We start from the raw sequence: 12,984 nt of genomic DNA on the forward strand, positions 1-12,984 counted from the left end.
TAATGTATTCAAAGTATTTTCAGCTTGTAAAATTCTCTGTTTTTCCTTTTCAAATACATCTTCTTCTTTTTGAAATGACTCTTTTCGATTTTTGATCATGCGCTCCATCTCTTTTTTACTCGGTCCACCGTATACATTTCTTTTTTGAATAAAAGCTTCTGGCGATATAATTTCTTTCCATTCTTTTTCTAATAAATTTATTTTAAAATGTTCTTGCAAGTACATATTTACCTCTTTGAAGTGTAATTCATGTAGTTCTTTTTTCTGCTCCAATGACATATTTGCAATAGCACTTGCTGCATGATGAGCATGCCGAAATGGAATTTCATAGTTTTTTGTTAAAACATCGGCGAAATCCGTTATCGTTATTGCATGTTTATAGGAACGACTTTTTAACGTTTCTTCTTCTACTTTCATCGTTCGGATCACTGCATTCATCATACAAAAAACACGAATTGCCTTTTCAATCCCTTTATATAAATATGGCTGCAAGTCATCTTCCGTATCGACAATATCGCCAAATGGTGTATTATGAATCATTTGAAATACTGTAAATGCTTCTCCTAAAGCACTACTCGTAATTGCACGAGCATGTTCAATTGAAACCGGGTTTCGTTTTTGCGGCATAATACTACTGATTTGTACATATGACTTTGCAACAGTAATACCGTCATATTCTTTCGTTGCTAACAACAAAAAGTCATGAATCCATCTACTCGTATTCGTCATCATTACCATAAGTAGCGAGCTAACTTCTAATAAATAATCCGCTCCAGCAACAGCATCATATGAGTTCTCAATTACATTTGTAAATCCAAGTAGATGAGCAACTCGTTCTCGTTTAATCGGGAAACTTGTTGTAGAGAGTGCAGCCGCCCCCATTGGAGACTGATTTAAAAGCTGGTACGTTTTTTTCATTCGTTCTAAATCTCTTTGCATCGTATCATAAATTGCTAACATATAATGACCAAATGTTGTTGGCTGTGCTGGTTGTGTATGTGTATAAGCTGGCATGATCGTTTCCTTATGATCAGCAGCAAGTTGCAGTACACTTTCTTGCAATAACAAATGATGTTCTATTAATCGTAATACATATCGCCTTAAACTCATGCGATACATCGTTACGCCCATATCATTTCTACTTCTACCAATATGCATATTACTTACAAAATCGCATTTCGCTTCTTGAGAAATTAAATGTTCGACTAAAAAAAAGAGATCTTCATGCTGCTCTGTATAGAGCAATTGCTCTTCTGGAATTCCCTCTACCTTTTTTAATGCGTGTAATATAACTTTAGCTTCTTCCTTTTTCATTAAATTTTCTTCCGTCAGCATCGTAATATGTGCTTTATGCACTTGAAACATATCTTTCAATAAGTAATTTCGTTGAAAATCAAATACATGTTGTAATACACAATCCACATATGTTTTCCCAGGGAAATCAGCGCCTTCACTCTTTATAAACTCTTCTTTACTTTGTTTCATCACCTTTTCCCCTCTCACCTAAGTATTACTACCCATCATACCCAGAGATAGAAAAAAAGTGCTTGTACATAAAAATAAACTCGGTGCTCTCTGCACCGAGTTTATTTAATAAAAGTCGCATCATAGTTATCACTTTGCAACACTTGGAAATGCAAGTTTGCTAAATGCTTCCGTATTTCTGCACTATCGTCTTCATTTAAATTATTCGCCAAAAACACAATTTCTGTACAGTTTCCACGTTTATCCATAGCATAAACTGCTTTTGTAACCGTCCATGGTGTGTAACCATTCTTTTGCCCCGCATGTCTGAATGTTTTACGGTATTTCTTGGCACTCATGTCTGTTTCAACGATATTTGCCCACACTTTTTCTTCAGCCTCTGTCAAGCCACCTTTATGGTTTGCCTTTTGAAGTAATACCATATAATCATTTGCAGAAGCTGCTGGTAATCTATCTGACCAAATTTTGTCGTAACGTTCCTCTAAATAAAGCGGAATTTCCTTCTGTAATAATGGTCCCTTCTTCTTTAAGCGTTCATGAATAATCATCGCATATTCACGATATTGCTTTTGAGACATTTCTTTTAACTTTTTCTCTATTTTATATTTTGGAACATGTAATTCTTTATGCAAATATCCCGGGATATACAAAGATGAAACGATTGGAAATAGTGGTTGATGTGCAGGAAGTGATAAACTTTGTAAATTTCGATTGATGTTATCTAATCCTAACAATTCCATTAAGTATTCAGCATTTGCATTCGAACTAAACTTAACCATTCCTTTTGCCACTTCTTCTAAAGAAACCGCTCCTTCAGTTATCTTGCCCGTCTTCTCCAAATACTTTTGCCATCTATCTTGTGCACCACCATCTGTATTCGGCACATAATAACGATTCACATCATTAATCGACACGAAACTAGAAGAATCAATTTTCCCTTCAGTAACTTGTTTCGTATATTCAAGCGCCACAATTAATTTCATCGTACTAGCAACTGGCAATACAACATTTGGGTTTACAGAATAAACAACTTTATCATTTCTCTTTACTAGAAGCGCACTATTTTTTTCATCTTTATGTTCTTCAATAAAAGATGCAATATACTGTGCATCATCATTATTTGAACTCCACACTTTTTTCACTAAAAAGTTACCCGATATTAGCAAAACGAAAATACCCACAACCACTGCGCATACTATAGTTTTTTTCAAGTAAAATTCCTCTCCTATTGTGTAACTCTTCTCTCTATCTTTAAAAAACAAAATAATGGAGATGGTTATTTAAATAACCATCTCCATTATTTTAACTTGTATACTCCTATTATGTCTACGTCATGATTTTCACAAAATCCTCAAGGAATTTTTTATAATGTAATGACCAACCAATTCGCACCCAATTTTTTAATGCTTTTGCATCAGGTTGAGGACGGAAATCTGCAATACTTTCTCCTTTTGCTATTCCCACTGTATCTACATCGACACGGCGATACACATAATCCAATATTGAAGGATTTGCGGCAACCATCATTGTAACGACGTCATGTACTGGACTTCCTTTTATTTTCGGATTTAATTTTCTATAAGCTTTATAATAATACGTAAAAATCGGTTCAATTAATTTATTAAAACTTGTTTTAGAATGTTTCGTAATATACTTTACCATTTCTGGCGTAATAATAGCTTCAGATGTAACATTGAGCGGCACCAGTGTCACATTCTTGGCATTTTGCATGACTAATTGCGACGCAATCGGATCACCATGAAAATTCGCCTCTGCGACTGGTGTAACATTGCCTGGCATTAAGAAAGCACCCCCCATTATATAATATTCTTTTACATACTTCATCATTGGCTTTTCTAAAATAAATGCTGTCGCTAATGTTGTTGATCTACCAGCATCGACTATTATTAATTCTCCTTTATATTTTTCAAGAATGTCAAAAAACTCACAAAAAGGCTTTATATTTGGAGAAAGATTTTTCGGTGGTCGAATTGGTCCTAAACCTTCCGCCCCATGAATTTCTGGATAATACGTTGTAATATCTCCAGATAAAGGGATTTTCGCACCATTAATAACAGGTATATCTTCCCTACCTGCTAACTGTAATAAATATGCCGCATTACTTGTCGCCTTTTCTTGCGTTACATTTCCATATCCTGTAACTACACCAACAATATCAATATCAGGATGCAACAATCCATACATAATTGCTAAAGAGTCATCAATTCCTGGGTCTCCTAAAAATAATACTTTTTTCATCGACCTCAACTCCATCCCCTCAGTTGTTATTAATTTATGAATAACCGTGGATATACAGAATAAAAAATGAACAAATTCACACAAAAAAACGCAGTCTTATAAGGACTACGTTCTTCAGCTAACCTATACTGTTTTTTTTACAGCACTCATACTTCCAATGATGTAAGCGATAAACGCAAAACAAATCGGGAAGACAACTGTATGTATACCGAACGGATTTGGATAGAAAAGATGAATACACATATATGAGCCTACCCCAACTAAAATAGACGCAAGCGCTCCTGTAGCATTTCCTTTCCTCCAATATAACCCTAATACGATTGGCCAAATGAATGCAGCTTCTAATCCACCGAAAGAAAATAAATTTAGCCATATTAAAAAATCTGGTGGTTTAATTGCCGCTGCATAAACGAGTAGTCCTACAATACCAGTAATCCACAAACTTCCTTTTTTTATCGTACTGTCTGCTGCATCTTTATTTATGTAATTTACGTATATATCTTTAATAATTGACGAGCTTACAAGTAATAATAAAGAATTTACTGTAGACATAATCGCTGCCATCGGTGCAGCTAAGAAAACTCCAGCTAACCAAGGTGGCAACACTTCCATCGCAAGTAGCGGCATTACTTTATCTGGTACCGTTATACCTGGAAGTACTACTCTTGCAAATACACCCGTTAAATGCATACCGATCATAATTGTACCTACAACAATCGTCCCAATTATTAACGCTTGATGCATCGCTTTTGAATTTTTATAAGACATGGCACGCACGCTAATTTGCGGCAAACCAACAACGCCAATTCCAATTAAAATCCAAAATGATGTAACATATGATTTCGTTAAACTGCCATCTGCTCCGAATGGTGTAATTAACTTTGGATTAATTTGAACAAGTTCCTGCATAATCTTTTCAATTCCACCACCAGCAATGACAGTAGCAATTAAAATGATTGTTGTTCCAACTAACATAATGATTCCTAATAATGTATCTGATAGAGCAACTGCACGAAATCCACCAATTAATACGTACACAAGTACAGAAAAAGTAAATAAAAATAGTGCTGTTGTATACGATAGCCCCGTTAGTGACTCGATTAATCGTCCACCACCGACCCACTGGGCTACTGTCGCTGAAAATAAAAAGATAATAATACATAACGCAGAAAGTATAACAACTGCTTTATTATTGTATCTCCCTTTTAAATAATCGATAAGAGTAATTGCTTCCATCTTCCTAGCGATAATTGCAAACTTTTTACCGATAACCGTTAAAACGATATACCCTGTTACAACTTGAATCGCAGATAACAGTACCCATCCAAGACCCATATTGTAAGCAATACCAGGGCCACCAATAAAGCTACTTGCACTACCGTACGTAGCAATCATTGTCATCGCTAATAATAAACCGCCTAGCTCACGCCCACCAAGAAAATATTCTTGCAAAAATTTATTATGAGCAGTTGCTTGCACGCGTCTTGAAGCATATACACCAATTAAAAATACAACGATAAACGAAATTATCATTGGAATGATTACATACCAATTCATCTATTATTCCTCACTTTTTTCTTCCTCATCGAGTGAAATATCTTGAAATACAAAACGAACAACTAAACTAAGTAAAATAACCATAACGATAAATCCAACGATACAGCTATAAAAAAACCATGCGGGAAAGCCTAATACATATGTATATTCATTCGGATTTTTACTACCAAGCCCATAAGCAAATCCATACCAAATTATAAAATTAATAATAGCAAGTCCAAGACCAATTAACGCTTCTCTATGGGCTATTCGAAAGCGTGGATCATCATGATAATCTTTCATTTTTACCCCTCCTCTCACGATGTATTATTGTACCATTGTTCTTCTAGTTTTTCCTACTAGAAAGCAAAAACAAGCAGGATTTTTTATAATCATATAGAAGCTTCTCTTACATTACATATTTTTTACAATTGTAACACAAATGAAATTTGAATTTTCAGTATTTCTTAATTATGATTTTAATTAGAGGCTTTCCACCTAGTTTCCACATCCTTGATTTCGGAATAAGCGCCGTCTCGTACTGCGTTTACATTATATTTTCAAGGGGGTTATACAATGAGTCAACTAGCTGTAAATCTTCATGAAAAGGTAGAGAAGTTTCTTCAAGGTACAAAAAAGTTATATGTGAATGGATCTTTCATTGAAAGCGCTTCCGGTAAAACATTTAAAACACCTAACCCAGCAACTGGCGAAACACTTGCCGTCGTTTCTGAAGCTGGTCGCGAAGATATTCATAAAGCTGTAGTCGCAGCTCGTATGGCTTTTGACGAAGGTCCTTGGTCTCGTATGAGCACTGCTGAGCGAAGCCGTCTCATGTACAAGTTAGCTGATTTAATGGAAGAACATAAAGAAGAGCTTGCACAGCTCGAAACATTAGATAACGGAAAGCCAATCCGTGAAACAATGGCAGCAGACATCCCACTTGCAATTGAGCATATGCGCTATTACGCTGGCTGGGCTACGAAAATCGTTGGTCAAACAATTCCTGTTTCCGGTGATTACTTTAACTATACACGCCATGAAGCTGTTGGTGTCGTTGGTCAAATTATTCCTTGGAACTTCCCGCTTCTTATGGCAATGTGGAAAATGGGAGCAGCGCTTGCTACAGGATGTACAATCGTTTTAAAACCTGCAGAACAAACTCCACTATCTGCTTTATACTTAGCTGAATTAATTGAAGAAGCTGGATTCCCGAAAGGTGTTATTAATATCGTACCTGGATTCGGTGAATCAGCTGGACAAGCTCTCGTTAATCATCCACTCGTTGATAAAATTGCATTTACCGGTTCTACTCCTGTCGGTAAACAAATTATGCGACAAGCATCCGAATCATTAAAACGCGTTACACTTGAGTTAGGCGGTAAATCACCAAATATCATCTTGCCGGATGCTGATTTATCTCGCGCGATTCCTGGTGCACTTTCTGGTGTTATGTTTAACCAAGGACAAGTATGCTCTGCTGGATCACGCTTATTTGTTCCGAAGAAAATGTATGATAATGTTATGGCTGATCTCGTCCTCTATTCTAAAAAACTAAATCAAGGTGTCGGTCTTAACCCTGAAACAACAATTGGTCCTCTCGTTTCTGAAGAACAACAAAAACGTGTAATGGGCTACATTGAAAAAGGGATTGAAGAAGGCGCTGAAGTACTTTGCGGAGGAAGTAATCCATTCGATCAAGGCTACTTCGTTTCTCCTACAGTATTCGCTGACGTAAATGATGAAATGACGATCGCAAAAGAAGAAATTTTCGGTCCAGTTATTTCTGCAATACCATTTAACGATATTGATGAAGTAATTGAACGTGCAAATAAATCACAATTCGGCTTAGCGGCTGGTGTGTGGACAGAAAATGTTAAAACAGCACACTATGTTGCAAGTAAAGTACGTGCAGGTACAGTGTGGGTAAACTGTTATAACGTGTTTGATGCAGCATCTCCATTTGGAGGATTTAAACAATCTGGTCTTGGCCGTGAAATGGGATCTTATGCATTAAATAACTATACAGAAGTAAAGAGCGTTTGGCTTAACTTAAATTAATGAGAAAGAACCTGACCTATCCGGTCAGGTTCTTTTCATTATGTATTCCTTTAAACTTGCAGTCCTCCGCTCACATTTAATACTTCACCTGTAATATAAGATGCGTATTCTGATGCTAAAAAAGCTGCTGCGTTCGCAATATCTTCTGGCGTTCCAATTCTACCAACTGGAATAGCACCAACCATCTTTTCTTTCACTTTATCTGGTATCGTTTTTGTCATATCTGTATCCATAAAACCCGGACAAATCGCATTACAAGTAATACCGAAGCTTCCAACTTCTTTCGCTGCTGTTTTCGTTAAACCGACAACTCCTGCCTTTGTAGCCGCATAATTTGCTTGACCTATGTTTCCTTCTCTACTAATTGAAGATATATTAATAATGCGTCCATACCCTTGTTGTCTCATGTAAAGAAGCGCTGGTTGCATACAATAAAAAACACCAGTTAAGTTCACTTGTAATACTTGTTCCCAAGCAGACTTCTCCATTTTATGTAACATTGCGTCTCTTGTAATTCCGGCGTTATTCACCAAAATATGTAATGTACCGAATTTTTGAACCGCATATTCAATTAACGACTTCGCTTCATTTTGATTACTCACATCACATCGATATGAGCACACTTCATATCCTTCATCTGATAACTCACGTGTCGTTTTTTGTAGATTCTCTTCATTTACATCGCTAATTAATACTTTCGCCCCTAGTTTTGCATAAACCCTTGCAATCTCTTTTCCAATTCCCTGTGCAGCTCCTGTTACAACAGCTGTTTTCCCATTTAAAAACTCCATTCCTATCCCCCATTTCTATTACTTATACTGTATATTTCGGCTTTTTGCTTTTCAATTCCTCTTTGTATAAAAAAGTCTATTTGTGTCAAACTAACTTTGCAACGTCGCATAAAGTGAAACTTTAATCAGTGGGAAGTTTGTTCATCCCCCACTGATTATCAGCCCTCACCAATCGGGCATTTACGGACAGTTAATCTCCCACCTAGCTTCTTTGTTCCATCTGAGTTTTAAGGTGGGAGTTTTACTACCCGTTATGCGGGATAAAGTGCAAGGAGATTGTGTCGAATGAACAAAAAAAATTTCAAACAAAGCAAAGCAACTGATGGCATTGATGTTGAGTTCTCTCGCGAACTCGCTGACCACAATGACTTAGAAGCAAACGCACGTGCAAATGCCGCTGATGCACGTCAAAAGCGCCAATCAACCGAAAAATAAGGTACATCACAACCTTATTCTTTTCAAAAGGGACCTACTACCCAACAAAATAAACCGAGAGACATCTCTCGGTTTATTTTCTATATTTTTTTGCATAATGAGCCAAAGTAAGCAACGGATATATATGAGCATAACTATGATAACGAATATAAAACCCACCTGGTAAACCTGTTCCAGTAGGATATTTTTCATTTATATAAGGGTTGGAGAGCAAATATGAAATACCTTTTCGAATAACTGGCGCTTCTTTATCATAGTAAGAAATGAGGGCATCTAAAGCCCATGCTGTTTGGGATGGTGTACTAAATGGTAAAGTAACGAACCTTTTCTCCACACTACTGTGGCAAGATTCTCCCCAGCCACCATCTTCATGCTGTATATGTTCAAGCCATAAAGCTGCTCGTTTCAATGATGGATCGCTAGATGGTATTCCTAGTGACCGTAAACCAGTCAACACTGCCCACGTACCATATATATAACAAATTCCCCATTTCCCATACCACGACCCATTTTCCTCTTGTGCATTCATTAACCAATTTATCGCACTTTGTTTTTGTTTCTCAGGCAATTCGTTTTGTGCATACGTCCCGAAAAACTCTAGCACTCTCCCTGTAATATCTGGTGTAGAAGGATCTGTAATCATATCACTTGCATTTTCGATTGGTAAATTTGCTAATATACGGCTCGTTACCCCTTTTTCAAAAGCTCCCCAACCACCATCATTATTTTGCAATCCTTTAACCCAATTAACCGCTCGCTTCCAAGCATTATCTACATTTTCGTTCCCTCTACTTCGCGCCAATGCTCTTAACACAGCAGTTGTATCATCAATATCTGGAATCGTCGTATTCACATCCGAAAAGCCCCAACCACCCGGGAAGAGATCCGGTGCATGTACACTCCAATCTACTTTCTTCGTTTGCTGTTTTCTTAGTAAATATGCTGATGCATTGTGAATCACTTTACTTGCTTTCGGAACTTGAGCTTCTTGCAAAGCATAACTGAGTAAAGCTGTATCCCATATAGTTGATGGAGAGTTTTGCAAATGGGTCCCTCTCTCCATCTTCCATATATAAGATGTAATTCCCATTATAGCCTTCTTAATAATTGGTGATTGAATAGAATGTCCTAATGCAAGTAAAGCATAAATCATATAAAACGAGGCAGTTGCGTAGCTATATAATGTTCCATTTTCATCAATACGCTCTTTCATAAAACGTTCTACTTCCTCATATCCTTTATGATGCAAAGAAAGTGGATACGTTATAATTTTCTTCACGTCACTTACTAACGTTTGAAAAACTGGAGACCGATCCTCTCGAAACCATTCTCCGCCCCCGCCTGCAATGTGATTTAAATTTGGCAATAACTTTTTCCCTACTCGAAACCTTTTATTTAAACACAACATCATTGGAATTAAATGAATACGTGCTGAGCTACTCAATTCAAATATACTGAGAGGGGAATCATTCTGCAGAAACATAATTGGTGTTGGCAAATGAAAAAGAGAAGGATATTCATATTCTCCATGAATCGCTAATAAAAACTTCGTCATAAAATGAGCACGTGCTACCCCACCGCGCTCATTTATAAACATTTCCGCTCGCTTCATATTCGCATCTTCTTTTGTATATTTTTCCGATGCAAGTAAGGCGGCATAAGATTGAATGGTAGCTGATAAATTACCTCCCACCTCATCTTCATACAATTTCCATGTTCCTTCATTTGTTTGAAGTGATGCTAATCTTTTCACAAACGGTTCTATCTCTTTATCTCTACCTAATAATTTTAATAAAAAAATCATATGGCAATCTGTTAATGGAGCTCCTTCAAAACAAAACCGCCACGTACCATCTTGCCGTTGCATTGTTTGAAGTGCAGTTGTTCTTCTCGCTATTTCTTCATGCACTTTTTCATATAATAACAAGTTACTCACCCACCCTTTCGAAATCCGTATAACGATATTCAAAAAGGTAGCTGAATATGTATAAAAACAAAGAAAAGCAGAACATATAAAATGTTCTGCTCATAAACAATACCCTACTCCGACAATAATTCCTAATAAAGCACCGACTACTACCTCATACGGTGTATGCCCAACAAGTTCATTTAACTTCTTATATTCTGTTTCTCTACCGTGAAAAAAGTCATTCAATATTTTTGCTTGTTTACTTACTGCAAGCCTTACTCCTGAAGCATCATACATAACAATAATGGCAAAAATAGTAGCAACCGCAAACATCGAGCTTTCCACACCTTCCACTACTCCAACTCCTGTAGCAAGCGCTGTAACTGTTGAAGCATGAGAACTTGGCATCCCACCTGAAGCAAAAAACTTTGCAAAATCAAATTCACCTGTTTTAACTAATTTAAAGACTACTTTCGTTAATTGTGCTAAAAACCATGAAATTACAGCTGCCATAAGCGGATCATTATGTAAAATTGTTTCCATGTTCTCAGCTCCTTACTAGCTATAATGGAAATCCTATATAGTATCAGTATAAAGAAAAATGCGTAGAAAATACTACGCATTATGATACTTTTGCTGATTTATTTTTTATAAATTTCGGTTGTTTCTGCACTAAAAACTTAGTCTTCGCTACCGAGAATACAAATAATGCAACCCATATACAGAAAAATGCAATCATATGAGTAGATGTGAAATGTTCACCAAATACGAATACACCTAAAATTAAGCTAATTGTTGGTGCAATATATTGTAAAAAACCTACCATATAAAGCGGAATAAGTTGGGCTCCTTTTGCAAAATAAAAAAGTGGTAGAGCTGTAACAATACCCGCTCCTATTAATAGTAATGTCGATAACATTGAGATAGAGCCAAATGAGCCGAAACCATGTACTCCTGTCATTACTAGATAAATAATCGCAAACGGCGTCACTAACATCGTTTCCATCGTAAGTCCAATTGTCGCATCATAGTTTAACAATTTTTTCGTTAATCCATATAATCCAAATGAAAAGGCAAGTGAAAGAGAAACCCACGGAATAGATCCGAAACGTACTGTTAAAATGATAACCCCCACTCCAGCTAAACCAACTGCAACATATTGCCAAAAGTTTAACTTTTCCTTTAAAACGACTGTACCAAGTAAAATACTAATAAGCGGATTAATATAATAGCCAAGACTCGCTTCAATAACATGATTATGATTAACGGCCCATATGTAAACAAACCAGTTTCCACTAATCAAGACTGAAGCTATTGTTAATGACATTAATAATTTAGGTCGTTTAAAAAGATTCACAAATTCCCCAATAAACTGGCGAAACCTCTTCGTAACACCTAATACGAGTAACATAAAAACAAACGCCCAAACGATGCGGTGTGCTAATATTTCATCTGCTGGAACTTCCTCAACCCATTTCCAATAGATTGGTAGTATTCCCCACATCGTATAAGCACCAGCCGCATATAGTATCCCTTTTTTTTGCTCTGCTGATTGACTCCCCATCTTCCTTTTTCTCCTCTTCTCATTTTTTCTCCATTATACGGTCTCACATGCTCACTTTACCAATAATCAATCTGCATTTCTTTCGACATTTCTCATACAACGAATAATAAACATACCGTTATTACAACAAGTAACGGTATGCCGAAAACAAATTTCTTTTTATGAGTTTTATGATGAAACATATACATGCCAATCCAAGCTCCAACTGCTCCCCCAGCTGCTGCTGATAAAAACAACGTACTTTCTGGCGTTCTCCACTGTTTCTTCTTCGCTTTTCGTTTATCAAGCCCCATAAGGCTAAAAGCTATAATGTTAATAATAAGAAAATAAATCCATTTCATCGCTTTCTCTCCTTATGAAAAATTCGATTAATAGTAACACCAAAAAACGACGGAAACAACTGAAGAACTCTTTTTATCCAACTAGTTTCATTCCTTTTTCTTAATTAGTTACCTTCATATTTACATAACCAACTAAAATCGCAGTTAAAGCATTTAATATAGAAAAATGTTATGAGCAGAATCCTATATTTCATTACATTCATCCACTACCATATCATCAAAAAAATTGCTCTCAATCACTTTCTCATCAAAACGAAGAACTACAATTAGCCCTACATATAAAGAAACAAAATTTAGAAACCATTCCCCATTCTCATCTTTCTTAGCTAAGCATTTAAATATCTCTTGAAATTGCATACGCTCATCTGTCGCAACAACTGGTCGCACGCCAAAATATTTCAATACAAGATGTAGGTTGAACTGCACGGATAATGATAAAATATACTTTAATAACTCGGTATAATGAGCAACATTTTTTTGACTATATAACTTCACAAGCTCTTGATGTAAAGTAGAAATTGATAATTCTTCTTTAGTCACTTTTGTTGCTTCTATCATTTCAATCATCTTTTTCATATCCATTCCATTTACCCCTCCTGTTAC

The 12,984-nt window shown here is 36.3% G+C and carries 13 protein-coding genes; 2 read left to right on the forward strand and 11 right to left on the reverse strand.

The genetic code is table 11. The features are described from left to right. From argH to ACQGS6_RS15265, 5 genes are all read right to left on the reverse strand, one after another. Positions 1–1,485: argininosuccinate lyase (gene argH, locus ACQGS6_RS15245; protein WP_426965276.1), on the reverse strand; the 1,485-nt coding region annotated here is incomplete at its 3' end. A gap of 101 nt (positions 1,486–1,586) precedes the next feature. Then, positions 1,587–2,696, reverse strand: a complete 1,110-nt coding sequence (locus tag ACQGS6_RS15250) for a serine hydrolase (protein ID WP_326318654.1) — start codon at positions 2,694–2,696, stop codon at positions 1,587–1,589. A 115-nt stretch (positions 2,697–2,811) separates the two neighbouring features. Then, positions 2,812–3,759, reverse strand: coding sequence for a nucleoside hydrolase (locus ACQGS6_RS15255; RefSeq protein WP_080451403.1), 948 nt, complete (start codon positions 3,757–3,759; stop codon positions 2,812–2,814). A 108-nt stretch (positions 3,760–3,867) separates the two neighbouring features. Next, positions 3,868–5,301 (reverse strand): sodium/pantothenate symporter, encoded by a 1,434-nt coding sequence (gene panF, locus ACQGS6_RS15260; protein WP_001104815.1) that lies wholly within the window; start codon positions 5,299–5,301, stop codon positions 3,868–3,870. 3 nt (positions 5,302–5,304) lie between these two features. Beyond that, positions 5,305–5,583, reverse strand: coding sequence for a YhdT family protein (locus tag ACQGS6_RS15265; RefSeq protein WP_000656239.1), 279 nt, complete (start codon positions 5,581–5,583; stop codon positions 5,305–5,307). A gap of 273 nt (positions 5,584–5,856) precedes the next feature. Here ACQGS6_RS15265 and dhaS point away from each other — a divergent pair, with 273 nt between their 5' ends. Then, complete coding sequence (gene dhaS, locus ACQGS6_RS15270; protein ID WP_000080279.1) at positions 5,857–7,341, forward strand: aldehyde dehydrogenase DhaS; 1,485 nt, start codon at positions 5,857–5,859, stop codon at positions 7,339–7,341. Between the two features lie 50 nt (positions 7,342–7,391). On the opposite strand, the gene fabG is transcribed toward dhaS, so the two are convergent. Further along, positions 7,392–8,132: a 3-oxoacyl-ACP reductase FabG gene (fabG, locus tag ACQGS6_RS15275; protein WP_000395038.1), complete on the reverse strand. Its 741-nt coding sequence runs from the start codon at positions 8,130–8,132 to the stop codon at positions 7,392–7,394. A gap of 285 nt (positions 8,133–8,417) precedes the next feature. On the opposite strand from fabG, the gene ACQGS6_RS15280 reads away from it, so the two are divergent. Further along, a complete protein-coding gene (locus ACQGS6_RS15280; protein ID WP_001035815.1) occupies positions 8,418–8,567 on the forward strand; it encodes a YfhD family protein in 150 nt (49 codons plus the stop codon). Between the two features lie 73 nt (positions 8,568–8,640). Here the strand turns inward: ACQGS6_RS15280 and ACQGS6_RS15285 are convergent, their stop codons facing one another. From ACQGS6_RS15285 to ACQGS6_RS15305, 5 genes are all read right to left on the reverse strand, one after another. Continuing rightward, the gene (locus ACQGS6_RS15285) at positions 8,641–10,494 is read right to left on the reverse strand and encodes a terpene cyclase/mutase family protein (protein ID WP_000928153.1); all 1,854 of its coding nucleotides are present in this window, start codon (positions 10,492–10,494) and stop codon (positions 8,641–8,643) included. A gap of 99 nt (positions 10,495–10,593) precedes the next feature. Continuing rightward, the gene (locus tag ACQGS6_RS15290) at positions 10,594–11,019 is read right to left on the reverse strand and encodes a divergent PAP2 family protein (protein WP_000447820.1); all 426 of its coding nucleotides are present in this window, start codon (positions 11,017–11,019) and stop codon (positions 10,594–10,596) included. 79 nt (positions 11,020–11,098) lie between these two features. Continuing rightward, positions 11,099–12,040, reverse strand: coding sequence for an EamA family transporter RarD (rarD, locus tag ACQGS6_RS15295; protein WP_000535538.1), 942 nt, complete (start codon positions 12,038–12,040; stop codon positions 11,099–11,101). 92 nt (positions 12,041–12,132) lie between these two features. Beyond that, entirely contained in the window at positions 12,133–12,381 is a 249-nt protein-coding gene (locus ACQGS6_RS15300) for a DUF1294 domain-containing protein (protein WP_000871346.1), read from the reverse strand. A gap of 183 nt (positions 12,382–12,564) precedes the next feature. After that, entirely contained in the window at positions 12,565–12,963 is a 399-nt protein-coding gene (locus tag ACQGS6_RS15305) for a hypothetical protein (RefSeq protein ID WP_000367287.1), read from the reverse strand. Positions 12,964–12,984: the final 21 nt, after the last annotated feature.

Source organism: Bacillus sp. GMs2/2, assembly GCF_050172095.1.
In the GTDB taxonomy this organism is placed as follows: domain Bacteria; phylum Bacillota; class Bacilli; order Bacillales; family Bacillaceae_G; genus Bacillus_A; species Bacillus_A cereus.

Coding starts and splice junctions, on each gene's coding strand:
- ACQGS6_RS15265 (WP_000656239.1), bottom strand. CDS start 5,583: ATGAAAGATTATCATGATGATCCACGCTTTCGAATAGCCCATAGAGAA.
- ACQGS6_RS15300 (WP_000871346.1), bottom strand. CDS start 12,381: ATGAAATGGATTTATTTTCTTATTATTAACATTATAGCTTTTAGCCTT.
- ACQGS6_RS15280 (WP_001035815.1), top strand. CDS start 8,418: ATGAACAAAAAAAATTTCAAACAAAGCAAAGCAACTGATGGCATTGAT.
- fabG (WP_000395038.1), bottom strand. CDS start 8,132: ATGGAGTTTTTAAATGGGAAAACAGCTGTTGTAACAGGAGCTGCACAG.
- ACQGS6_RS15290 (WP_000447820.1), bottom strand. CDS start 11,019: ATGGAAACAATTTTACATAATGATCCGCTTATGGCAGCTGTAATTTCA.
- dhaS (WP_000080279.1), top strand. CDS start 5,857: ATGAGTCAACTAGCTGTAAATCTTCATGAAAAGGTAGAGAAGTTTCTT.
- rarD (WP_000535538.1), bottom strand. CDS start 12,040: ATGGGGAGTCAATCAGCAGAGCAAAAAAAAGGGATACTATATGCGGCT.
- panF (WP_001104815.1), bottom strand. CDS start 5,301: ATGAATTGGTATGTAATCATTCCAATGATAATTTCGTTTATCGTTGTA.
- ACQGS6_RS15305 (WP_000367287.1), bottom strand. CDS start 12,963: ATGGATATGAAAAAGATGATTGAAATGATAGAAGCAACAAAAGTGACT.
- ACQGS6_RS15255 (WP_080451403.1), bottom strand. CDS start 3,759: ATGGAGTTGAGGTCGATGAAAAAAGTATTATTTTTAGGAGACCCAGGA.